The organism is Brevundimonas sp. (assembly GCF_035999125.1).
In the GTDB taxonomy this organism is placed as follows: domain Bacteria; phylum Pseudomonadota; class Alphaproteobacteria; order Caulobacterales; family Caulobacteraceae; genus Brevundimonas.
In genome coordinates this window covers 59,550-81,044 of record NZ_DASYGX010000011.1, presented here as the reverse complement: position 1 = coordinate 81,044, position 21,495 = coordinate 59,550, and the positions used below count along the sequence as shown (strand labels likewise).

Genomic DNA, 21,495 nt, shown 5'->3' with positions numbered 1-21,495 from the left:
GGGGAGGGAGAGGCTCAGCCCGCGGCTTCGCGCGCCTGCTTCTTCGTCCTGTACTGCAGCATCCAGCACAGGATCAGCGCGGGAATGCCGACGGCCGCCGTTCCGGCGAAGAAAAGGGCGAAGCCCTCCATCTCGGTGCGCCCGGCCTGCAGGGTCTCGACCGCCAGGCCGGAGAAGCCCTTCAGGAACTTGCCGAGCAGGGCGTAGAAGGAGCTGAGCAGGGCATACTGCGTGGCTGTGTAGCCGATGCTGGTCAACGAGCCCATGTAGGCGACGAGGGCGCCGCCGGCGAACCCTTCCGAAAAGTTCTCCACGAACAGCACCGTCGCGAAGCCCGGCGTGGACAGACCGACGACGGCCAGGATGGTGTATCCGAGGTTGGACATCGGTCCGACGAAGGCGCCGACCAGCAGGGTGGCGCCGAAGCCGAACCGGAGGGCGAACAGGCCGGCGGAAACGATGCCGAGGATCGTTCCGGCCAGACCCGCGCTGAGGCGCATGGCGGCGATGTCCGGCAGGGTCAGCCCCAACTCCAGATAAAACGGCCCCGTCATCGGCCCCATGACGAAGTCGGGCAGACGATAGAGGCTGATCGCCGCCAGCATCAGCAAGGCCACCGCGCCGTGCGTCTTGAAGAAGGCGAAGAACGGTCCGACGACGGCGTCGAAAACGCCCATCAGGGTCCAGGGCTTCTTGTCGCCGATGGCCTGGCTCAGATCGCGCCGATCCACGGGTTCGCGCGAGAACAGGGTCGCGGCGATCGCCAGCCCCATGCCCACGCCCCACATCATGTACGACGCCGACCACCCGACCTGGGCCGCGACCAGAAGGATCAGCGCGTTGCCGGCAAGGATGGCGAAGCGGTAGCCGAGCTGGAAGGCGGAGGTCAGCAACGCCTGGTCTTCGTCGTCGTCGCCCGCGGTTTCGATCCGGAAGGCGTCCGCGACGATGTCCTGGGTGGCCGCCGAGAACGCCGTCACCAGAGCCGCGACGCCCAGCATGGTCAGGCCGCCCTGCGGACCGATCAGCGCCATGGCGATGATCGACAGGCCGACCATCGCCTGCGACAGCAGCAGCCAGCCGCGCCGCCGGCCCAGAAGCTTGCCCAGAACAGGCACGTCGAACCTGTCGATGATCGGGGCCCACAGGAATTTGAACGAATAGGCGAGGCCTACCCAGGATATGAAGCCGATGGCGGCGAGCTCCACGCCGTCTTCGGCCAGCCAAAGTCCCAAGGTGTTGCCGACGAGGAAGAAGGGAAGGCCCGAACCGAACCCGATCAGCAGCATGACAAGGACGCGCCGGCGCCCGAGCGCGCGGATCACGTCCATGGTCGAGGCCGCTTTCGCCGTTCGGGGGCCTTCGGGGCCGCCGACCGTGGAAGCGGAATCGGCCCGGCGTTCCTCGCGCCCGACCTCGCGGCCCTTCTCGTCGCTCATTGCAGGCGTCCCTCTTCGAACGCCCCCCAAGGCGTGTCGATCAGGCGACCTTGGCGCGGACTTCGCGGTTCGTCCAGCGGGCCAGGGCGGCGCGCAGGGCGTCGGGCTCCAGCGGCTTGGGCATCCAGTCGTCCATGCCGGCCTCCAGACAGGCGCGCCGGTCCTCCTCGAAGGCGTTGGCGGTCAGGGCGACGATCGGCGTGCGGTCGCCGCCGGCGCGGATGGCCCGCGTCGCCGTGGGTCCGTCCATGCCCGGCATGCGCATGTCCATGAACACCAGGTCGTAGCGCGCGCGCTTGAGCGCCTGCAGCGCCTCGTCGCCGCTGGCGGCCGTCTCGACCGTGCAGCCCTCGCGCTTCAGCAGGGTTCTGGCCAGCAGGGCGCCGACCGGATTGTCCTCGACCAGCAGCACCCGCGCGGCGAAGGCGCGAGGCGGGGCCACGCGGTCGTCGTCGGGGACCACGGCGGCGGCCTGGGGCCCGCGCTTGACGGCGGCCGTCACGCGCTCGGCCAGCGAGGCGCCGCGCAGCGGCTTGATCAGGTATCCGGCCCACCCGGCGCCGCGATACCGCGCGATCAGGTCGCGGTCGGCCGGGCGCAGCAGGATCAGCGCGGGGCGGTCCGGCCGCTCGGCCAGGGCGCGGCCGGCGGCGGCGGCCTCGGCATGATCGACCAGCAGCACGTCGGCCTGGTTTCCGATCAGGGCGCCGCAGGCGCGGGCCTGGGCCTCGGCGGCGCGGCGCACGAAGGGATCGGGGCTGCGCACCGCGACCGTCAGTCCGGCCAGCGGCGGGGCGGCGGCGATCTTCACCGGCGTCGCGTCGAACTCGGCGGCGAAGACGAAGCGGGCGCCCGGCCCGTCCGGCCGGTCCTGCACGGCGACCGAGCCGCTCATGGCCTCGGCCAGCTTGCGCACCACCGCCAGGCCCAGACCGGCGCCGTCGACGCGCACGGCGTCGCCGGCCTCGGCATGGCCGAACTCCTCGAAGATGCGCCCGCGCGCCGCCTTGGGCACGCCCGGCCCGGTGTCGTCGACCGTCAGCGTCAGCCGCGCGCGGCCGCCCGGCAGGGTCTTCGTCGTCGCCTTCACGGCCACGGCGCCGGCCCCGGTGAACTTGACCGCATTGCCCGCCAGATTGAACAGCACCTGCCTCAGCCGGCCCTCGTCGGCCGACAGGCGCAGGCTCGGCCCCTCGGACCAGCCGACGATCTCCAGCCCCTTGTCGTGGGCGCGCGGCGCCAAGAGCTCGACCACCTGGCGCACCAGCGCCTCCGGATCGACCGGGGCCAGGTCGAACTCCAGCTTGCCGGCCTCAAGCCGGGCATAGTCCAACAGGTCGTTCACAAGGCCCAACAGATGCTCGGCCGACGCCCGCGCGGCCTCGGCATAGGCGCGCTGGGCGCCGTCCAGCCGGGTGCGTTGCAACAGGCCCAGCATGCCGATCGCCCCGTTCAGGGGCGTGCGCATCTCATGGCTCATCAGCCTGAGGAACTGCCGTTCCGGAGACGTCTCGGCGGGCGGGGCGGAGGATTTCGGAGCACGCGACATGCCCCGATCCTGCCCGCGAAGGTTTAAGATCAGGCGGATCGAACACGGTTTACGAAAGGTGTGGAGTGCGCCGTCCTGAGGAGCGCGGACCTCCAGGTCCGCGTGTGTGGTGGCCGGCAGTCGCGGACCTGGAGGTCCGCGCTCCCATCGCTGCCGTCAGTCGTCCGTGCGGGTCCAGCCCTTTTCGGACATGCAGGTGATGAAGGCGGTGGTGCCCTCCTTGTCGCCGGCACGGTCGCGGCACTGCTCGCGCGCGCCGTCGAAGGGCTGGGCGCCGTTTCCGGTCCAGGCGTAGTCGCCGCCGTCGCCGGCGTCGATCACGGTGACGCAGGCGCCGGTGGCCAGGGCCGCGGCGGCCAGGGCGAGGACGGTCAGTTTCTTGTGCATGTCGATCAGCTCCGTGTTCGGGGATGACGCTCCCTCTCACGGCGACGCTTTCGGCGCCCGTTACAAGTCTGAAAGCTGGATGAAACCTTGGTAAGGCTCAATCCCGCACGCCGACCATGAAGTAGTTCACGTCCGCGTCGTCGCCCTGGCTCCAGCGGTCGTTCAGCGGGTCGTAGGCGACGCCGAACGGCCCGGACACGGTCAGACCCGTCCCGTCCAGCATGCGGGCGATCTCGTCGGGCTTCAGGAACTGGCGCCAGTCGTGCGTGCCGGCGGGCACCCAGCGCAGGACGTACTCGGCCATGACCTTGCCCAGCGCCAGCGACTTCAGCGTGCGGTTCAGCGTCGCCACGACCATCATCCCGCCGGGCGCGACCATGGAGGCGCAGGTCTTCAGGAAGGCCTCGGGATCGACCACGTGCTCGACGATCTCCAGCGCCAGGACGACGTCGAAGGTCCGGCCCTCGGCCGCGACCTGCTCGGCCGTGGCGGCGCGATAGGCGATCTCCAGCCCCATCGTCTCCGCATGGGCGCGCGCGGTGCCGACGTTCTCGGTCGAGGCGTCGACGCCCGTCACCGCAAAGCCCAGCCGCCGCATCGGCTCGGCGATCAGCCCGCCGCCGCAGCCGACGTCGATCAAGCTCAACCCCTGAAACGCGCCGCGCCCTCGCCGGTCGAACCGCGCCTCGAACCGCTCGCGCAGGAAGGCCAGGCGCGCGGGGTTGAACCGGTGCAGCGGCGCGAACGGCCCCCTGGGGTCCCACCACTCCGCCGCCTGGGCCGAGAAGCGCGCCACGTCGGCGGGATCGATCGACGGCCCCGCCGCGCCGGGCACGGCTTCGGTTTGGGGATTGCGCGCCCCGGACCCATCGCTAGAACCGATCATGACCGGAGGCATGGACCGCCGGGCCCTTCCCCGCAAGACGGAGCCCCCCGTTTCACGATGACGCGCCTGGTGATGAAGTTCGGCGGCACGTCGATGGGCGATCTGGAACGCATCCGTCGCGCCGCCCGCATCGTCGCCGCCGAGGTGGCGCAGGGGAACAAGGTCGCCGTCGTCGTCTCGGCCATGGCGGGCAAGACCAATGAGCTGGTCGCCTGGACCGACGGCGCCGGGCGTCCGGCGCAGGGGATCGAGATGTCCGACGACGAGTACGACGTGGTCGTGGCGTCGGGCGAACAGGTGACCAGCGGCCTTTTGGCCCTGACCCTGCGCAACATGGGCGTCGACGCCCGCAGCTGGATGGGCTGGCAGATCCCCATCCTGACCGACGACGCCCACGGCCGCGCGCGCATCGAGGACGTGCCGGGCGAGGTGCTGGGCCGGGCGATGGACGCCGGACAGGTGGCGGTGGTGCCGGGCTTCCAGGGCGTGACGCGCGACGGCCGCATCACGACGCTGGGCCGCGGCGGCTCGGACACCTCGGCGGTGGCGGTGGCCGCGGCGCTGGAGTGTCCGTGCGACATCTACACCGACGTGGACGGCGTCTACACGACCGACCCGCGCATCGAGAGCCGGGCCCGGCGGATCGAGAAGATTTCCTATGAGGAGATGCTGGAAATGGCGTCGCTGGGCGCCAAGGTCCTGCAGACCCGCTCGGTCGAGCTGGCCATGGCGAAGCGCGTGCCCGTGCGCGTCCTGTCCAGCTTCATCGAACCCGGCGAAACCGGCCGCCTGCCCGACAAGGGCGGCACCCTGATCTGCGACGAGGAGGAGATCGTGGAAAAACGCATCGTGTCCGGCGTGACGATGAGCCGGGACGAGGCCCGCATCACCCTGCTCGGCCTTTCCGACCGCACCGAGACCCCGGCGGAGGTGTTCACCCGCCTGGCCGAGGCCGGGGTGAACGTGGACATGATCGTCCAGAGCCAGTCGCGGAAGGAGGGGGCGGTCAACCTGACCTTCACCACCGGCCGTCGCGACGCCCAGCGCGCGGCCGAGCTGATGCGCGGCGCCCAGGACGCCCTGGGCTTCGAGGAGATCCGCGTCGACGAGGACGTGGCCAAGGTCTCGGTCGTCGGCGTCGGCATGCGCAGCCACGCGGGCGTGGCCCAGACCATGTTCCGGGCGCTGGCCGACAAGGGGATCAAGTTCCAGGCCATCTCGACGTCCGAGATCAAGATCAGCGTCCTGATCGACGCCGCCTATGCCGAACTGGCCGTACGCGCCCTGCATTCGGCCTATGGGCTGGAAGCGGTATAGGGAACTGACCGCGCCCGACGGGCGCCTTCCGGAGCGGCCATGCCGACAGGGTCAGCCATGCCGACGAGGGGGCCGAGGAACCTCCTGCGTCAGATCCGCGAGGCCATGGCCGGCGCGGCCCCGGCCCAGGAACGGCTGGACGGCGTCGTGCGCATCATCGCCCGCTCCATGGTGGCGGAGGTCTGCTCCATCTATCTGCGGCGCGCCTCGGGCGAGCTGGAGCTGTTCGCCACCGAAGGCCTGAACCGCGAGGCCGTGCACAACACCCGCCTGCGTCCCGGAGAGGGTCTGGTGGGCGAGGTGGCGCGGCTGGCCCAGCCGATCAGCCTGTCGGACGCGCCGTCGCATCCCAGCTTCTCGTACCGCCCGGAAACGGGCGAGGATCCCTATCACGCCTTCCTCGGCGCCCCCCTGCTGCGCGGAGGCCGGGCCATCGGCGTGCTGGTCGTCCAGAACCGGGCCGAGCGCCGCTATGACGAGGACGAAGTCGAGGACATCCAGACCATCGCCATGGTGCTGGCCGAGACCGTCGCCTCGGGCGAGCTGCTGGCGCAGGAGGAGCTGCGCGACATCGAGGTGGCGCCCCATCGGCCGGAGCGGATCAAGGGCCAGAAGTTCGGCGACGGCCTGGCCTATGGCCACGTCGTCCTGCACGAGGCGCCCCTGCCGCCCGAACGCCTGCTGGCGGAAAACCAGCAGGTCGAGGAGATCCGCCTGCGCGAGGCGCTGAACCGGCTCAAGGCCGACGTCGATCACATGCTGGAAGGCGGCCTGGGCAACCTGGCCGGGCCCTCGTTCGAGGTGCTGGAGACCTATCGCATGTTCGCCGACGACCGGGGCTGGAACCGGTCGCTGGAGGAGGCGGTGCGCAACGGCCTGACGGCCGAGGCGGCGGTCGACCGCGTCCGCAACGAGCATCGCGCCCGCTTCGCCCAGGCCCGCGACCCCTACATCAAGGAGCGGCTGCACGACTTCGAGGATCTGGCCAACCGGCTGCTGCGCGTGCTGGCGGGAGGGGCGACGGGCGGCCGGCGAGACCTGCCCGACGACGCCATCCTGGTGGCGCGCAACCTGGGCCCGGCGGACCTGCTGGAGTATCCGCGCGACAAGCTGAAGGGCCTGCTGCTGGAGGAGGGGTCCGCCGCCAGTCACGCCGCCATCGTGGCCCGCGCGCTGCAGATCCCGTGCGTCGGCCGCCTGCAGGGCCTGCGCGACCGGCTGAGCGAGGGCGATCTGGTCATCGCCGACGGAGAGACCGGCGAGGCGCATCTGCGGCCGCGCCCCGACATGCTGCAGGCGGTGCAGTCGCGCATGGAGGTCCGCGACCAGCGGCGGGCCGAGTTCACCCGCCTGCGCGACGTGCCGGCCGTGACGCTGGACGGCACGCGCGTGACCCTGCTGACCAACGCCGGTCTGGCGGTCGATCTGGAAAACCTGAACGAGACGGGCGCCGAGGGGATCGGCCTTTTCCGCACCGAGTTCCAGTTCATGGTCTCCGACGAACTGCCCCGGCTGGACGTGCAGACGGCGCTGTATCGGCTGGTGCTGGACGCCGCCGGCGACCGGCCGGTCACCTTCCGCACCCTGGACGTCGGCGGCGACAAGGTGCTGCCCTATCTGGACCAGGAGCGGGAGGAGAACCCCGCGCTGGGCCGGCGCGCCATCCGCCTGGGGCTGGATCGGCCGGCGCTGCTGCGCATGCAGCTGCGCGCGCTGCTGGCGGCCGGAGCAGGACGCGAGCTGCGCGTCATGTTCCCCATGATCGCCACGGTCGACGAGTTCCGCGCAGCCCGCGAGATGGTGGACGAGGAGTGCGCCTGGGCCCGCCGTCGGGGGCGCACCCTGCCGGCCGTGCTGCGGGTCGGGGCCATGGTGGAGTGCCCGTCGTTGCTGTGGCACCTGGACGCGCTTCTGCCGCTGACCGACTTCATTTCGGTGGGGACCAACGACCTGCTGCAGTACATGTTCGCCGCCGACCGGACGAACCCGCTCGTCAGCGACCGCTACGACCCCCTGTCGCCTCCGGCGCTGCGGGCCCTGGCGGAGATCCAGCGGAAGTGCGTGGACACAGGCACGCCCGTGTCCGTGTGCGGTGAACTGGCGGGCCGGCCGCTGGAGGCCTTCGCCCTGCTGACGCTGGGCTTCCACCGCCTGTCGGCCCCCGCGGGCGGGGTCGGCCCGGTCAAGCGGATGGTGCTGTCGGCCGACCTGGCCGCGGCGCGCCGGGCCATGCCCGGCCTGCTCGGATCCTCCGCCGGATCCGTCCGTAACGAGATCGAATCCCTGGCCCGGAAGTTGAACGTCGCCCTCTGACTCGTCCCGACGTGGGACGGCACGACGTCGTTAACGAAGTCGTTGAACGGGCGGGCTTCATGGGTTATCCACAGGATGAGACGGGCGCCGGTCGTGGGGGACGCGATTTCCGTCATGGTTACCTCGTATTCGGCGACCCGTATGTGCGTGACGCTTCGGCCGACGTGGCCGGAGCGATGTTGGGGTCGGGCGTAATGGCGCTGGATACGGGGAACGTCCCCGATGAGTTCAAGGCGCATCCGGATTGGAAGGATCCCGTCCCTCCGATCACGGCGGCGCCGACTCTGGGCGCCGGACTGCGCGACGCGCGGGTCGCATCCGGCCGCTCGCTGGCCGAGCTGTCGACCGCGACCCGGGTGCACACCCGCTATCTGACCGCCCTGGAAGAGAACGATTGGTCGGTTCTGCCGACGCGGGTCTTCTCCATCGGCTACGTCCGCGCCTACGCCCATGCCCTGGGTCTGGACGAACAGCTGGCGGTCGAACGGTTCAAGCGCGACGTGCCGGACGGCTCCGTCCCGCTTCAGCCGCCGGTGGGCGTGGCCTTCGAGGAGGTGCGCCGCCACTCGCCGCGCGTCATCGCCGCCGTGGCCGTGGTGATCGTCGCGGTCCTTGGCTGGAACGTGTTCCAGCGCGTCAACCTGATGGACGCCCCGTCCCGCTCGGACCTGGTCGAGGTGCCGGAGACGTGGCGTCTGGGCGGGGTGCTGGGCCAGGGCGCGCCGGCCGCGCTCAGCGCGCCCCAGCCGGCTCCGGCCGACCAGACGGTGCCCGTGCTCTACGTCACGCCGGGCCTCGAAGAACAGCTGACCGGCGTCGCCCCGACCGAGGGCGGCGTCGAGGTCTCCACCGGCCCGGTCGCCCGCGCCTTCAACCCGCGCGGCGCGGTGCACGGCGCGGCGGCGGGATCGTCCGACGTCATCATCCAGGCGCGCCGCCCGGCCTATGTCGTCGTGCGCAGCGGCGAGCGCGTGGTGTTCGCGCGGCAGATGGCGGCGGGCGAGGCGTGGCGTGCGCCGCGCGGCATGACGGCCGTGATCGACGTGGCCGATCCGGTCGCTTTCGACGTCTACATGTTCGGCGAGCACGCCGGCAGCCTGCCGCAGGCCCAGACCCCGCTGGCCACGCTGAACGGCCAGGCCCAGGCCAAGGCCCGCCAATCCGCCGCCGCCGCCGAGGCCGCCGCTCGCGAGCGCGCCACGCGCGAAGCCGCTGCGACGCCCCCGGCGGCCACCGCCTCTCCGACCCAGGCCCCGCCGTCGCGTCCGACCCCCGCCGCGTCCGAGGGGCCAGGCGTGCCATATGACGCCCTGCCGGGCTGAGGGCGTTCGGGCGTCATGGTCTTGACGCGCCCTTGCGCCTATCTTCGTCGTCCATGAGCGCCGACCACAGCCACATCCGCCCCTGGCGGCACATCGAACGCCGCAAGAGCCGCCGGATCATGGTCGGCGCCGTTCCCGTGGGCGGCGACGCGCCGATCACCGTCCAGTCGATGACGAACACGCCGACGTCGGACGCCGCCGCCACGATCGACCAGATCCGCCAGCTGGAGGAGGCCGGCGCCGACATCGTCCGCGTCTCCTGCCCGGACGAGGAGTCCACAGCCGCCTTCCGCACCATCGCGCGCGAAGTCCGCGTGCCCTTGGTGGCCGACATCCATTTCCACTATCGCCGCGGCATCGAGGCGGCCCAGGCGGGCGCCGCCTGCCTGCGCATCAATCCGGGCAACATCGGCAGTTCAGACCGGGTGCGCGAGGTCGTCCAGGCGGCCAAGGATCACGGCTGTTCGATGCGCATCGGCGTCAACGCCGGTTCGCTGGAGAAGGAGCTGCTGGAGAAGTACGGCGAGCCCTGCCCCGAGGCCATGGTCGAAAGCGCGCTGAACCACGCGCGCATCCTGCAGGACCACGACTTCCACGAGTTCAAGATTTCGGTGAAGGCGTCCGACCCGTTCCTGACCGTCGCCGCCTATCACCAGCTGGCCGACGCCATCGACTGCCCGCTGCACGTCGGCGTGACCGAGGCGGGACCGCTGCGCACCGGCACGATCAAGTCGTCCATCGCCATGGGCAACCTGCTGTGGGCCGGCATCGGCGACACCATCCGCGTGTCGCTGGCCGCCGACCCGGTGGAAGAGATCAAGGTCGGCTTCGACATCCTGAAGTCGCTGGGCCTGCGTCATCGGGGCGTCAACATCATCGCCTGCCCCAGCTGCGCGCGTCAGGGCTTCGACGTCATCAAGACCGTCGGCATTCTGGAGGAGCGGCTGGCCCACGTGACCACGCCGATGTCGCTGTCGATCATCGGCTGCGTCGTCAACGGCCCGGGCGAGGCCCTGTACACGGACGTCGGCTTCACCGGCGGCGGCGCCGGCTCGGGCATGATGTACCTGAACGGCGCCATCGCACGGAAACTGGCCAACGCCGACATGGTCGAAGAGATCGTCGACATGGTCGAACGCAAGGCCGCCGAGCTGGACGCCGCACGCGCGGCGGAGAAGGTCGCGGCGGAATAGTCACGAGCCAAGGAGGGCGAGATGATCCTGAGATTGATCCTGACCGCAGTGCTGGCCGCGACCGTCCTTGCGGCGGCTCCGGCCCAGGCCCAGGACGCGGCGGCGGCGCACGAGACCCTCACGGTCCAGGACCGCCAGGTCGACGTCGCCGTCTGGCCGGCCAACGGGACCGAGCGGGCCGTCGTCGTGTTCAGCCACGGCGCGGGCGGCGAGCCGAGGGCCTATGGCCGGATCATAGAGGCCTGGCAGGCCGCTGGCTTCACCGTCATGGCCCCTCTGCACGTCGATTCCCAAGCCTATCCGGAGCGCGGCAAATACAATCTCCAGCAAGCCTTCATGCTGCGGATCGCGGACCTGGCGGCGGTGCGTGACCTGGCGCGTGCCCGATCGCCGGGCGTGCCCCTGATCGCGGCGGGACATTCCTACGGCGCTCTGATGTCCGCCATCGCCGGCGGGGCGGTCACGGCCGTGGGGCCGCGTCGGGACGCCGACGTCGATGCGGTGATCCTGCTGTCCTCGACGGGCCGCATTCCCGGCCTGATGCGGCCCGACACCTTCGCCGGCCTGGCCGTCCCGGCGATCACCGTCACCGGCGACGCCGACGTGGTGGACGGCTATGCGGCCGACTGGACGGTCCATCGTGACGCCTTCGACCAGTCGGGCGCGCCGGGCCGCGTGATCCTGGTGTTCGCCGGCGCCGACCATTCTTTCGTGCGCGACGCCGACGCCGACGACTTCGCCCTGATGGCCGGCGCCACCGTCGACTTCGTTCTGGCCCGCACGGCGAACGACGCGGCGGCGGCGGCGCGTCTGGACGCACTGGCGGCCGACGGCCTTACGGTCGAGCGGCGCTGACGTTGCGTCGTCGCGGCCTGGAGCGCATCTTCCGACCATGGCCAAACTGGATCCCATCGTCTCGGAATTCGCCACGACCGAAGAGGCTGAGGTCTACGACGTCTGGTTCCGCAAGAAGGTGAGGGAAGCGCTGGCCGACCCGCGCCCGCCGATCCCGCATGACGAGGTCTTGCGCCAAGTGAAGGCGACCATCGAGCGCAATCGCAAGAAGCGGGCCTGATGCTCCTCGTCCATCGCGTCGATCTGGACGCGGTCCGCATCCTCAACGTGCTGCACACAGCAAGACGGTACCCATGAAGCTCCACATCACCGTCCCCTCGCCCTATGCCCGCAAGTGCCGCATCGTCGCGCGGGAGAAGGAGCTGGCGGTCGAGGAGGTCGTGGTCGATCCTTACGCCTCGGATCCCCGGCTGGTCGCGGCCAATCCGATCGTGCAGGTCCCGGCGCTGGAGACGGACGACGGCGTCCTGACCGACAGTCCGGTGATCTGCGAATGGCTGGACGTCACCGGCTCCGGCCCCCGCCTGCTGCCCGCCGACGGCGCCGAGCGGTGGCGGGTCAAGCGGCTGGAGACCCTGGCCAATTCCGGCCTGGAGATGGGCGTCAAGCGGGTGTTGGAACTGCGCCGGCCTGAGCCCGAGCGGTCGGCCTCGTGGCTCGCGCGCTGGACCGACAATCTGAACCGCGTGCTGGACCGGCTGGAGGCCGATCCGGGCATAGCGGCGGGCCTGCCGCTGGACATGGGGCGGATCACGGCGGGCGTGCTGGTCACCTGGGTCGGCTTCCGCCATCCGGACCTGAACTGGGACAAGGGCAGGCCGCGATTGATCGCGCTGCAGACCGAGCTGGAAGCGCGTTCCAGCTTCGCGGAGACCCGGCCCGACGCCGGTTAGGCGACCACGCCGGCCAGCTGCATTCCCTGAAAGATCGACAGGCAGATCAGCAGTCCGCCGACCGCATAGCTCAGCGCCCGCTGCGGCACGCGCTTGACGATGTGTCCGGCGAAGGGCGCGGCGATCAGGCCGCCGACCACCAGCCCCGCCACCGCCGCCGCATGATCGTGCAGCGCCCCGACGTCGCTCCACCGGCCGGTCAGCAGGGCCCAGACGAAGGTGGCCGAGATGGTGCAGGTCACCAGGAACTCCGCCGAGTTGACCGTGCCGATCACCCGGCGCGCCTCCGCGCCCGCGCCCATAAGGGTCGACGACACCGTCGGCCCCCAACCCCCGCCGCCGATCGCGTCGAACAGGCCGCCGATCAGACCCAGCGGCGCGGTGATCCAGGCCGGCCGGATGCGCCGCGTCTCGCGCCGCTTGCGCGTCCGCCACAGGATCCATACGCCGATGACGGCCAGGTAGGCGATGATGAAGGGCTTCACCACGTCGCCGTCGATCCCGGTCAGGACGTAGGCGCCCAGCGCCCCGCCGATCATGCCCGCGATCGCCAGCGGCACGAAGACGCGCCAGTCGACGTTGCGGTGCGCGACATGGCTGCCGGCGGAGGCGGCGGTGGTGAACACCTCGGCCCCGTGCACGCTGGCGCTGGCCGTCGCGGGCGGCACGCCGAAGGCCAGCAGCACCGACGTCGAGATCACGCCGTAGGCCATGCCCAGGGCGCCGTCGACGGCCTGGGCCAGCAGGCCGACCATGAGAAACAGCAGGAAGGTTTCCATTCAGCCCCCGGAACGCCTCGTCCGCCGGTCAACGGTAAAGGTGGCGTTTCGGGTTCCGGTCCGCATCCCGGCTGACGCGAACGTGACCGCATGGACGCCCGCCCGCGCGTCCGCTATCGCTCCGGCCCGTTTCCGCAAAGGACGCCGCCGCTTGCGCCTGCCCCAGGCCCGCCTCGACCAGGTTCTGGACCGTTTCCACGAGGTGGAGGCGCGGATGGGGGCTGCGTCCGACGGCGCCGAGATCGTGCGCCTGTCCAAGGAGCATGCCGAGCTGAAGCCCGTCGCCGACGCGGTTCGTGGCCTGGCCCGCGCCCGCGCCGAGATGGCCGATCTGGAGGCCATGCAGGCCGATCCCGAAATGGCCGTGATGGCGGGGGAGGAGCTTCAGTTGCTGAAGGACCGCCTGCCCGATCTGGAGCGTGAAGTGGCGCTTCTGCTGGCCCCGCGCGACGCCGACGAGAACGCCTCGGCCGTGCTGGAGGTGCGCGCCGGCACCGGCGGCGACGAGGCCGCCCTGTTCGCCGGCGACCTGTTCCGCATGTACAGCCGCTATGCCCAGGCGCGCGGCTGGCGCGTCGAGATCGACAGCGTCTCCGAAGGCGAGGTCGGCGGCTACAAGGAGGTCGTGGCCACCGTCACCGGCGACGGCGTCTTCGGCCGGTTGAAGTTCGAGAGCGGCGTCCATCGCGTCCAGCGCGTGCCCGCGACCGAGGCCGGGGGGCGCATCCACACCTCCGCCGCCACCGTCGCCGTCCTGCCGGAGGTGGAGGACGTGGAGATCGAGATTCGGGACCAGGACCTGCGCATCGACACCTATCGCTCGTCCGGCGCGGGCGGCCAGCACGTCAACAAGACCGACTCGGCCGTGCGCATCACCCACCTGCCGACCGGGATCGTGGTGACGTCCTCGGAGAAGTCCCAGCACGTCAACCGCGACAAGGCGATGAAGAACCTGCGCGTGCGCCTGTACGACATGCAGCGTCAGGCCAAGGACGCGGCGCGATCCGACGCGCGCAAGTCTCAGGTCGGCTCCGGCGACCGGTCGGAGCGCATCCGCACCTACAATTTCCCGCAAGGCCGCGTGACCGACCACCGCATCGGCCTGACCCTGCACAGCCTGCCTCAGATCCTCGAGGGCGACCTCGATCCGATGCTGGACGCCCTGATCGCCGAGGACCAGGCCGCCCGTCTGGCCGATCTGGAGGCGGAGTTCGCCTAGACCGCCGGGGCCGGCGCTTCGGCCCGCGCCTCCCGCCGCATCGCCCGTCCGGCGTTGATCGCCATGATCGCGGCCGGCACGGTCAGCAGCGCTCCCACCAGGAACGGCCAGTCGTGGCCGACCCCCGAGAACAGCGCCCCGGCCAGGATAGGGCCGATCACCCGCGCGATAGACCCGGACGCCATGTTCAGCCCCAGCATCGCGCCTTGCCTGTCCGGCGGCGTGGCCCGGCTGATCAGGGCCGAGATGTTGGGCATGGCCAGCGACATGCCGCACGCCCCCAGCGCCATGACCACGGGGATGATCCAACCCTGAAGGATCGGTACGGTCAGGACGCCCAGGCTGATCTGCGTCGCCGGGAACCAGGCGACGGGCGCCACCACCTGGATCACCAGCGCCGCCCCGAACAGCAGCATGCCCGCCGCCAGCACCCGGCTCTCGCCGAAGCGGCGCGCCAGCCGGCCGGTGAAGATCGCCTGGTTCAGGCTGGAGACGATCCCCACGATCATGAAGCTGAGCCCCACCTCGCGCGCGGTCCAGGCATAGCGGCTCTCGGCCCACAGGCCGAACACGCTCTCCATCGCCGCGAAGGCGCCCATGTAGAGCAGGGTCACGACCAGCACCCGCGCCACCACCGGGTTCGACCGCGCGTCGCGCAGGCCGGACAGGAAGGCGGGGCGCGGCGCCGCCGGGTCGGCCTTGGCCCGACTCTCGCGCAGGAACAGGATCACGCCCAGCGCCGCCAGCGCCGCCAGCGCGGAGGCGGTGAAGATCGGCAGCTGGAACCCCAGCCGGCCCAGCTGCGGCTGGGTCAGCAGGCCCCCCAGACCCGGCCCGACGATGAAGCCCATGCCGAAGGCCGCGCCGATCAGCCCCATCCGCCCGGCCCTCTGTTCCGGCGGCGTCACGTCGGCGACGTAGCCCTGAACGGTCGAGATGTTGCCGGCGCCCAGGCCGGTGAAGGCGCGGATCGCGATGGCCGCCCAGATGTTCGGCGCGAAGGCCAGGGCCAGATAACCGACGGCGTTGGCGATCAGGGTCATCAACAGGACCGGCTTGCGCCCGATCCGGTCCGACAGCCGCCCCCAGAACGGCTCGGCGAAGAACTGGCCCAGCGAATAGGCCGAGAAGACCAACGTCACCTGCCAGGGATCTGCGTCCAGGCTCTGGGCGAAGAACGGCAGCAGCGGCACCACCAGGCCGAAGCCGACCAGATTGATGAAGACCGTCAGGAACAGCACCGCCAGCGCCGAGGCGGGCAGGGGGGCGGGCGGCGCGGCGGGCGAGGTCATGCGGCCACGCTAGAGGATTGAACTGCGGCGGCAAGCCCGGCTCAGCGCCGCCCGATCCGCCGCTTCAGCAGCCGATCCGACAGCGCCTCGGCGTGCTTCAGCGTGAAGGCCAGGGCCGCCGGATTGCCGCGCCGGGGCCCGACCGTGTCGGCCACGACCGCGCCCCGCTCGCCGATGGGCTTCGGCCCGCCGGTGGTGGTGTCCAGCGCCGTCTGGTGCTCGATCTCGGCGTTCAGCTCGGCGCCCATCAGGATGATCTGCACGGTCAGCCAGGTCCACAGAAGGAAGCCCATCATGGCCGCCAGCGGGCCATAGGAGGCGGTGCGCACGAAGGTGGTCAGGAACCAGCTGAAGCCCAGCGACAGCAACAGGCTCATCAGCGCTGCGGCCACCGCGCCGGGCGTCAGCCACCGCCACCGCGCCCGCGCCCGGCACGGTCCCATGCGATAGATCAGGGTCAGGGTCGCGCCGTAGATCAGAAGGAGCAGCGGCCAGCGCAGCGGCGCCAGATACGCCTGGTCGTCCAGCAGCTCAAGCGGCCCCAGGATCACCGGCGTCGCCACCACCAGGGCGGCGGACATCAGCACCGCCGCCAGCCCCACCACCGTGAAGCCCATGCACATCAGGTTGTAGGAGACGATGTTGCGCTTCTCGACCTCGTGATAGGCGACGTTCAGCCCGTAGAAGAGCACCTTCACCGCCCCGTTGGCCGTCCACAGCGACAGGGCCAGCGTCCACGCCAGGGTGAAGGTCAGCTGGCTGTTGGAGTTGGCCGCCAGCCGGTCCATCTCGCCCGCCAAGAACTCCGCCACGCCGGGCGGCAGGACGGAGTAGAGATAGTAGAGCCGCGACGCCGCGTCGGCCGGGTCGGCGAACAGCCCATAGACCGTCACGATCACCGCCAGCGTCGGAAACAGCGACAGCATGACGAAGAAGGTCACGCCCCCCGCCACGAAGCCGACCCGGTCCCCGAAATAGGACGCGCCCCAGCGCCAGAAGATGTCGGTCCAGCCCTTGCGCGGGATGCGCCGCGGGTGGTCCGCCATGCGCCCGCGGCCCGGCTCCCGGTCCTCGAAATCCTGCGGCTGCGGCGGCCCGGTGTCCGGCGGATCGGGCTTGTAGACCCTCAGATCGACCCCCACCCGATGCCCCTGCCGGTACAGCAGATGCGCCGCCCCCGCCCCGGCGGCCAGGCCGCCGAACACCGCCGCGATCATGATCGGCAGGCCGCCTCCCTTGCGGGTCGAGGACTTGAAGGGCGCGCGGCGGTCGGACATCCCATCGCCAACGGTGAAGCTGGCCCCGCGTTCCCGCGCTTCCCATGCGCGGCCCGACGCCCTATCTCGGCGCCCATGTCCGAAGCCCCCACGCTCCTGACCGCCTGGAAGGCGGCGCAAGCCCGCCTGAAGGCCGGCCGCATCGACAGCCCCTCCATCGACGCCCGCCTGTTGCTGGAGGCGGCGACCGGCGCCTCGCGCACCGACATCCTGACCGACCCCTATCGCGCCGTGACCGCCGATCAGCAGGTCGCACTGGACGGCTTCGTCGAGCGCCGCCTGCGCCGCGAGCCGACCTCGCGCATCCTGGGCCGCAAGGGGTTCTGGAAGATCCTGCTGAACGTCACGCCGGACGTGCTCAGCCCCCGCCCGGACACCGAGGCGATCCTGGACGTCGTCCTTCCCGCCTTCCCGGAAGGGCGCGCCTTCCGCATGATCGACCTGGGCACGGGCTCCGGGGCCATCCTGCTGGCCGTGCTGGCCGAGCGCCCGGCCGCGACGGGCCTGGGCACCGACGTGTCGAGCGAGGCCTTGGCCGTGGCGCGGGAGAACGCGGCGAATCTGGGGCTGGACGGCCGCGCCGCCTTCCTGCGCACCGACTGGGCCGCCGGTCTGGACGACGCCGCCTTCGACCTGGTGGTCTCCAATCCGCCCTACATCGCCTCGGCCGAGATCGAGACCCTGGACCCCGAGGTGCGCGACCACGATCCCCGTCTGGCGCTGGACGGCGGCGAGGACGGGCTGGACGCCTATCGGGTGCTGGCGCCCGAGGTGCGGCGCATCCTGAAGCCCGGCGGGATCTTCGCCGTCGAGATCGGCTGGACCCAGGGCGAGGCGGTCAAGGCGCTGTTCGAGGCCCAGGGGTTCGAGGACGTGAAGATCACGCTGGACCTCGCCAACCGCGCCCGCGTGGTCACCAACGGCCCGGACCCCCGCGCCGCGCCGGTCATGCTCTGATTTTCCGCCCCCTTCCCAAGTCGGTTCGGGCGCGCTAAGTCTTCTTTCGTCTCCCACCCCTTCGCATCTTTCCGGGCCCGATCGCCCGGCGGCGCGCGAGCGGTTCACGTGAGGGTCGGCCGCCTCCGGGCGTCCGGCGGACCACGGGAGGCGAGGTTTTCCGAAACATCGACGACGGGAGTTGGTCCCGGAGCGAGCGGAACGACGATCACGGCGACCGACGCCTTCCCTTCGGCGGCGCGGTTCCAGGACACGGCAGCGTCATATGAGAGATTTCAAGGGCATGAAGCGCCAGCGCGGCCGCAACCGCAAGCCGGGCGGCGGCGGCGGCGCGAACAGCGCCAATCCCAACCGCTCATGGGATTCGCAGGGCCCTGAGAACATCAAGGTCCGCGGCAACGCCCAGACCGTCTACGAGCGCTACATGCAGCTGGCGCGCGACGCCTCCTCGGCCGGCGACCGGGTTCTGGCCGAGAACTATCTGCAGCACGCCGAACACTATTTCCGCGTCCTGCGCGCCCTTCAGCCCCAGCGTCCGGCCAGCGAGATCGCCCAGCGCGAACTGGCGGGTCAGGGCTTCGACATCGACTTCGAGGACGAATCCGGGGCCCAGGCCGCCGCCTTCCTGGCCGCCCAGCAGGCCGCCGACCGCGCCGCGGAGGAAGAGCGCCGCCGCGAGCAGCAGCGCACCGAGCCGCGCCAGGAGCGGGATCGCCCTGAACGCCCGGACCGCGATCGTCAGGACCGCGACCGGCCCGACCGCGCCGACCGCGATCGCGACGGCGACGACGGCGAGACCCGCGCCGAGGGCGAGGGCGGACGCCGCGAGACCCGCCGCGAACGCTGGGAACGCCGCCAGCAGGAACGCCAGCGCCGCTTCGCCGAAGAGCGCGGCGAGGCCGACGGCGGCGCCGAAGACGCCCCCGTCTCCGAGGCTGCTCCGCAGCCGACCCCCGAGGCCGACCGCGCCGAGGACGAGGCGCCCACGGCCCTGCCGGGCTTCCTGACCCGCGCGCCCGAGCCCGCCCCCGCCGCAGAGGCCTCGGCCGAGGAAGAGGCCCCGGCCCCCAAGCGCCGCGCGCCGCGCCGCAAGGCCGCGACCCCAGCGGACTGATCGAGTCCCGCGCCGCCCTTGACGGACGGCGTCGGCTTCGGCCCTGTGGGCGGGCCCGTCGACACAGGACCGTCCGCATGCGTCTCGCCGCGTCTTCCCTCGCCGCCGCCCTGACCCTCGCCGCGTGCGCCGCGCCCTATGCGCCGCCCCCGGGCGGGCCCGGCGTCCCTCCGCCCCCGCCGCCTCCCCCCGGCCCCGACGGTCAGGTGCTCAGCGACTGGCGCGGCCCGATCACCGATTTCGACCGCGACCGCCTGAACCGACTGGACCGCGCTTGGTCCCAGGCCCTGTCCGAGGCGCGGCGGTTCGAAGGGTCGGGCGACCTGGCCTCGGTCGGCGCCCTGACCGATCCCGATTCGGGCCGCGCGGGGGCCGAGCCGCCGGTGGGCGACTACCGCTGCCGCACGGTGAAGCTGGGCAACCAGAACCGCGACGGACTGGGATATGTCGTATACGGATGGTTCGACTGCCGCGTCGAACGCACCGCCGCCGGCCTGCGCTTCTCGAAGCTGACGGGGTCGCAGCGCCAGACCGGCCTGCTGTTCCCCGAGGCGTCCGATCGGCTGATCTTCCTCGGCGGGCTGGCCCTGGCCGACGAGCCGCCGGCCAACTCCTACGGCCGCAGCTCCGAGCGAGACGTGGTGGGGGTGTGGGAACGCATCGGCGACCGCCGCTGGCGGCTGGTCATGCCCTATCCGGTCTATGAGTCCACGCTGGACCTTCTGGACGTCGTGCCGCGCTGACCCCTGATCGCCCGGGGTTGAACCGGCGCGGCGCGCCCGGTATGCCGACGGCCTTTCCGGAGAGAGACATCATGATCGCCTTGGGCATCATCCTCGGTTTCGTGGCCGTCCTGGCCGCGGTGAACCTGTTCGAGTTCGGCCGGGTTGACTGACGCCGGCCGCGGCGTCGCCCTGGTCACGGGCGCGGCCCGGCGCATCGGGCGCGAGATCGCCCTGCACGCCGCGCGCGCCGGCTGGGACGTCGCCCTGCATCACGGCTCGTCCGCCGAAGAGGCCGAGGCGGTGGCCGCCGAGGTCCGGGCGCTGGGCCGCCGCGCGGTCGTGCTCCAGGCTGACCTAGCCGACGTCGAAACGGCGCATGCCCTGGTCGGCCGCGCCGCCGACGCGCTGGGATCCGTCACCCTTCTGGTCAACAACGCCTCGGTCTTCCAGGAGGATCAGCTGGAGACCGTCACGGGCGAGAGCTGGTCCACCCACATGGACGTCAACCTGCGCGCGCCGGTCTTGCTGGCCCAGGTCTTCGCCGGGCAAGCGCCCGAGGGGTCCAGCGTCGTCAACCTGCTGGACCAGCGGGTGCTGAAGCCCGATCCGCGCTTCTTCTCCTACGCCCTGTCGCGCGCCGGCCTGCACTGGGCCACCACGACGATGGCCCAGGCCCTGGCCCCGCGCATTCGAGTGAACGCGGTGGCGCCCGGCCCCACACTGAAGTCCACGCACCAGTCGGACGCCGACTTCGAAGCGGAATGGTCGAACGTCCCCCTGGAACGCGCCGTCGCCCCCGCGGCGGTGGCCGAGACCGTGATCTGGCTGGCGGGCGCGGCGCACGTCACCGGCCAGACGATCGCCGTCGATTCCGGCCAGCATCTCGCCTGGCGCACGCCGGACGTCCACGACTGAGCCCATGTCCCAGCCCGCTTTTCACCGCGACGGCCTGACCGTCTTCGTCCGCGGCCTGTCGCTGGCCGCGGAGATCGGCGTCCATGCGCACGAACGCGGCATCACCCAGCCGCTGGACGTGGACGTCACGCTGGAGCTGACGCCCGGTCCGGTCGAACACCTGGCCGACACGCTGAACTACGAGCTCGTGCGCGCAGCGGCCCTCGATCTCGTCGCCCAGGGCCATATGGAACTGATCGAGACCTTCGCCGAGCGTCTGGGCGCCGCCTGTCTGACCGATCCGCGCGTGCGGTCGGCGACGGTGCGGGTGGAAAAGCCCGGCGCCCTGCGCGGGGCCCAGGCGGCCGGCTGCGAGGTCCGCCTCTCGCGCGCCTGACGTTGCGCCGGGACGACCCGCCCGGCATGATCGGCGCGCTTCAAGGGTAGACGATGACCGACACCGGCGACCGCCAGCCTCCGACCGATCCGACCCCCGGCCCCGATCCGGACGACCTGGTCGGCTTCGCCTCGCCCGCGTCCCTCGCCGGCCGCCCCCGCGCGCCCGAACCGGAGCCCGAGCCCGCCCCGGCGCTCGAGCCCGCGCCGCTGTCCGACCCTGAGCCGGTGGTCGCGGCCGAACCCATTCCCCCGTCGCCGGACCCCGTCGTGCCGCCTCCGCCTGCTCCGCCGCCGCCGCCCGCCCCGGAGCCCGAGCCAAGCTTCGGTCGTCGCGAGCGCGAGGCCATGCCCGAAGCGCCCATCGGCCTGAACGCCGTCTATGCCCTGATCCTGTTCGCCGTGCCGACCTTCGGCGTCTCTGCCGTCATCGGCCTGGCCTCGGTCCTTTTCCGCGACGCCCCGACTGACGAGCCGTGGGCCAGCCATCACCTCTATCAGCTGCGCACCCTCTGGGCGGCGGCCATCACGGCGGTGATCGGCGTCATCCTGATCGTCGTGAACCTGGGCGTCTTCGTCCTGTTCGCCCTTGTGATCTGGCTGGTGATCCGCGGCGCCTGGGGCGTCTGGCTGGCCACCCGCGGCCGCCCGGTGCCCAACCCGCGCGGCTGGTGGATCCGCTGATCCG

General features: G+C 71.5%; 22 protein-coding genes. 15 read left to right on the top strand and 7 right to left on the bottom strand.

Annotation, left to right across the window (positions count from 1 at the left end):
- Positions 1-14: 14 nt before the first annotated feature.
- The 4 genes from VGN45_RS10105 to ubiG all read right to left on the bottom strand — a co-directional run bounded on the left by VGN45_RS10105 (position 15) and on the right by ubiG (position 4,261).
- Entirely contained in the window at positions 15-1,439 is a 1,425-nt protein-coding gene (locus VGN45_RS10105; protein WP_327461998.1) for an AmpG family muropeptide MFS transporter, read from the bottom strand.
- A 40-nt stretch (positions 1,440-1,479) separates the two neighbouring features.
- Positions 1,480-2,988 carry a response regulator gene (locus VGN45_RS10100; RefSeq protein ID WP_327461996.1) on the bottom strand — a complete coding sequence of 503 codons (1,509 nt, stop codon included), beginning with the start codon at positions 2,986-2,988 and terminating at the stop codon, positions 1,480-1,482.
- A 156-nt stretch (positions 2,989-3,144) separates the two neighbouring features.
- Complete coding sequence (locus VGN45_RS10095) at positions 3,145-3,375, bottom strand: hypothetical protein (protein WP_327461994.1); 231 nt, start codon at positions 3,373-3,375, stop codon at positions 3,145-3,147.
- 97 nt (positions 3,376-3,472) lie between these two features.
- Entirely contained in the window at positions 3,473-4,261 is a 789-nt protein-coding gene (gene ubiG / locus VGN45_RS10090; protein WP_327461992.1) for a bifunctional 2-polyprenyl-6-hydroxyphenol methylase/3-demethylubiquinol 3-O-methyltransferase UbiG, read from the bottom strand.
- 57 nt (positions 4,262-4,318) lie between these two features.
- Between ubiG and VGN45_RS10085 the strand changes: the two genes are divergently transcribed.
- The 7 genes from VGN45_RS10085 to VGN45_RS10055 all read left to right on the top strand — a co-directional run bounded on the left by VGN45_RS10085 (position 4,319) and on the right by VGN45_RS10055 (position 12,154).
- Positions 4,319-5,578 carry an aspartate kinase gene (locus VGN45_RS10085; RefSeq protein WP_327461990.1) on the top strand — a complete coding sequence of 420 codons (1,260 nt, stop codon included), beginning with the start codon at positions 4,319-4,321 and terminating at the stop codon, positions 5,576-5,578.
- A 105-nt stretch (positions 5,579-5,683) separates the two neighbouring features.
- Complete coding sequence (gene ptsP / locus VGN45_RS10080) at positions 5,684-7,891, top strand: phosphoenolpyruvate--protein phosphotransferase (RefSeq protein ID WP_327461988.1); 2,208 nt, start codon at positions 5,684-5,686, stop codon at positions 7,889-7,891.
- 143 nt (positions 7,892-8,034) lie between these two features.
- Complete coding sequence (locus VGN45_RS10075) at positions 8,035-9,213, top strand: helix-turn-helix transcriptional regulator (protein WP_327461986.1); 1,179 nt, start codon at positions 8,035-8,037, stop codon at positions 9,211-9,213.
- Positions 9,214-9,266: 53 nt separating this feature from the next.
- Positions 9,267-10,406, top strand: coding sequence for a flavodoxin-dependent (E)-4-hydroxy-3-methylbut-2-enyl-diphosphate synthase (gene ispG, locus VGN45_RS10070; RefSeq protein WP_327461984.1), 1,140 nt, complete (start codon positions 9,267-9,269; stop codon positions 10,404-10,406).
- Positions 10,407-10,427: 21 nt separating this feature from the next.
- On the top strand, positions 10,428-11,261 hold the full coding sequence (locus tag VGN45_RS10065; protein WP_327461982.1) for an alpha/beta hydrolase: 834 nt from the start codon (positions 10,428-10,430) through the stop codon (positions 11,259-11,261).
- Positions 11,262-11,298: 37 nt separating this feature from the next.
- The gene (locus VGN45_RS10060; RefSeq protein WP_327461980.1) at positions 11,299-11,481 is read left to right on the top strand and encodes a hypothetical protein; all 183 of its coding nucleotides are present in this window, start codon (positions 11,299-11,301) and stop codon (positions 11,479-11,481) included.
- A 73-nt stretch (positions 11,482-11,554) separates the two neighbouring features.
- Positions 11,555-12,154 carry a glutathione S-transferase N-terminal domain-containing protein gene (locus VGN45_RS10055; protein WP_327461979.1) on the top strand — a complete coding sequence of 200 codons (600 nt, stop codon included), beginning with the start codon at positions 11,555-11,557 and terminating at the stop codon, positions 12,152-12,154.
- Here VGN45_RS10055 and VGN45_RS10050 read toward each other — a convergent pair.
- Entirely contained in the window at positions 12,151-12,933 is a 783-nt protein-coding gene (locus VGN45_RS10050) for a sulfite exporter TauE/SafE family protein (RefSeq protein WP_327461977.1), read from the bottom strand. The genes VGN45_RS10055 and VGN45_RS10050 overlap by 4 nt on opposite strands.
- Before the next feature lie 151 nt (positions 12,934-13,084).
- Between VGN45_RS10050 and prfA the strand changes: the two genes are divergently transcribed.
- Positions 13,085-14,152, top strand: a complete 1,068-nt coding sequence (gene prfA, locus VGN45_RS10045; protein WP_327461975.1) for a peptide chain release factor 1 — start codon at positions 13,085-13,087, stop codon at positions 14,150-14,152.
- Here the strand turns inward: prfA and VGN45_RS10040 are convergent.
- Positions 14,149-15,444 carry an MFS transporter gene (locus tag VGN45_RS10040; RefSeq protein ID WP_327461973.1) on the bottom strand — a complete coding sequence of 432 codons (1,296 nt, stop codon included), beginning with the start codon at positions 15,442-15,444 and terminating at the stop codon, positions 14,149-14,151. The genes prfA and VGN45_RS10040 overlap by 4 nt on opposite strands.
- A 41-nt stretch (positions 15,445-15,485) precedes the next feature.
- Complete coding sequence (locus tag VGN45_RS10035; protein ID WP_327461971.1) at positions 15,486-16,721, bottom strand: YihY/virulence factor BrkB family protein; 1,236 nt, start codon at positions 16,719-16,721, stop codon at positions 15,486-15,488.
- Between the two features lie 75 nt (positions 16,722-16,796).
- Between VGN45_RS10035 and prmC the strand changes: the two genes are divergently transcribed.
- The 7 genes from prmC to VGN45_RS10000 all read left to right on the top strand — a co-directional run bounded on the left by prmC (position 16,797) and on the right by VGN45_RS10000 (position 21,491).
- Positions 16,797-17,678 (top strand): peptide chain release factor N(5)-glutamine methyltransferase, encoded by an 882-nt coding sequence (prmC, locus tag VGN45_RS10030; protein WP_327461969.1) that lies wholly within the window; start codon positions 16,797-16,799, stop codon positions 17,676-17,678.
- 283 nt (positions 17,679-17,961) lie between these two features.
- Positions 17,962-18,792 (top strand): DUF4167 domain-containing protein, encoded by an 831-nt coding sequence (locus VGN45_RS10025; RefSeq protein WP_327461967.1) that lies wholly within the window; start codon positions 17,962-17,964, stop codon positions 18,790-18,792.
- Between the two features lie 77 nt (positions 18,793-18,869).
- A complete protein-coding gene (locus VGN45_RS10020; RefSeq protein ID WP_327461965.1) occupies positions 18,870-19,535 on the top strand; it encodes a DUF4893 domain-containing protein in 666 nt (221 codons plus the stop codon).
- 17 nt (positions 19,536-19,552) lie between these two features.
- Positions 19,553-19,687 (top strand): hypothetical protein, encoded by a 135-nt coding sequence (locus VGN45_RS10015; RefSeq protein ID WP_327461963.1) that lies wholly within the window; start codon positions 19,553-19,555, stop codon positions 19,685-19,687.
- Positions 19,680-20,432, top strand: a complete 753-nt coding sequence (locus VGN45_RS10010; RefSeq protein ID WP_327461961.1) for an SDR family oxidoreductase — start codon at positions 19,680-19,682, stop codon at positions 20,430-20,432. Before VGN45_RS10015 ends, VGN45_RS10010 begins: the two co-directional genes overlap by 8 nt.
- 4 nt (positions 20,433-20,436) lie before the next feature.
- Entirely contained in the window at positions 20,437-20,808 is a 372-nt protein-coding gene (gene folB, locus VGN45_RS10005; RefSeq protein ID WP_327461959.1) for a dihydroneopterin aldolase, read from the top strand.
- A gap of 53 nt (positions 20,809-20,861) precedes the next feature.
- Complete coding sequence (locus VGN45_RS10000; RefSeq protein WP_327461957.1) at positions 20,862-21,491, top strand: hypothetical protein; 630 nt, start codon at positions 20,862-20,864, stop codon at positions 21,489-21,491.
- The last annotated feature ends 4 nt before the right edge of the window (positions 21,492-21,495 follow it).

Coding starts and splice junctions, on each gene's coding strand:
- VGN45_RS10105 (WP_327461998.1), bottom strand. CDS start 1,439: ATGAGCGACGAGAAGGGCCGCGAGGTCGGGCGCGAGGAACGCCGGGCC.
- VGN45_RS10100 (WP_327461996.1), bottom strand. CDS start 2,988: ATGTCGCGTGCTCCGAAATCCTCCGCCCCGCCCGCCGAGACGTCTCCG.
- VGN45_RS10095 (WP_327461994.1), bottom strand. CDS start 3,375: ATGCACAAGAAACTGACCGTCCTCGCCCTGGCCGCCGCGGCCCTGGCC.
- ubiG (WP_327461992.1), bottom strand. CDS start 4,261: ATGATCGGTTCTAGCGATGGGTCCGGGGCGCGCAATCCCCAAACCGAA.
- VGN45_RS10085 (WP_327461990.1), top strand. CDS start 4,319: ATGACGCGCCTGGTGATGAAGTTCGGCGGCACGTCGATGGGCGATCTG.
- ptsP (WP_327461988.1), top strand. CDS start 5,684: ATGGCCGGCGCGGCCCCGGCCCAGGAACGGCTGGACGGCGTCGTGCGC.
- ispG (WP_327461984.1), top strand. CDS start 9,267: ATGAGCGCCGACCACAGCCACATCCGCCCCTGGCGGCACATCGAACGC.
- VGN45_RS10065 (WP_327461982.1), top strand. CDS start 10,428: ATGATCCTGAGATTGATCCTGACCGCAGTGCTGGCCGCGACCGTCCTT.
- VGN45_RS10060 (WP_327461980.1), top strand. CDS start 11,299: ATGGCCAAACTGGATCCCATCGTCTCGGAATTCGCCACGACCGAAGAG.
- VGN45_RS10055 (WP_327461979.1), top strand. CDS start 11,555: ATGAAGCTCCACATCACCGTCCCCTCGCCCTATGCCCGCAAGTGCCGC.
- VGN45_RS10050 (WP_327461977.1), bottom strand. CDS start 12,933: ATGGAAACCTTCCTGCTGTTTCTCATGGTCGGCCTGCTGGCCCAGGCC.
- VGN45_RS10040 (WP_327461973.1), bottom strand. CDS start 15,444: ATGACCTCGCCCGCCGCGCCGCCCGCCCCCCTGCCCGCCTCGGCGCTG.
- VGN45_RS10035 (WP_327461971.1), bottom strand. CDS start 16,721: ATGTCCGACCGCCGCGCGCCCTTCAAGTCCTCGACCCGCAAGGGAGGC.
- prmC (WP_327461969.1), top strand. CDS start 16,797: ATGTCCGAAGCCCCCACGCTCCTGACCGCCTGGAAGGCGGCGCAAGCC.
- VGN45_RS10025 (WP_327461967.1), top strand. CDS start 17,962: ATGAAGCGCCAGCGCGGCCGCAACCGCAAGCCGGGCGGCGGCGGCGGC.
- VGN45_RS10020 (WP_327461965.1), top strand. CDS start 18,870: ATGCGTCTCGCCGCGTCTTCCCTCGCCGCCGCCCTGACCCTCGCCGCG.
- folB (WP_327461959.1), top strand. CDS start 20,437: ATGTCCCAGCCCGCTTTTCACCGCGACGGCCTGACCGTCTTCGTCCGC.
- VGN45_RS10000 (WP_327461957.1), top strand. CDS start 20,862: ATGACCGACACCGGCGACCGCCAGCCTCCGACCGATCCGACCCCCGGC.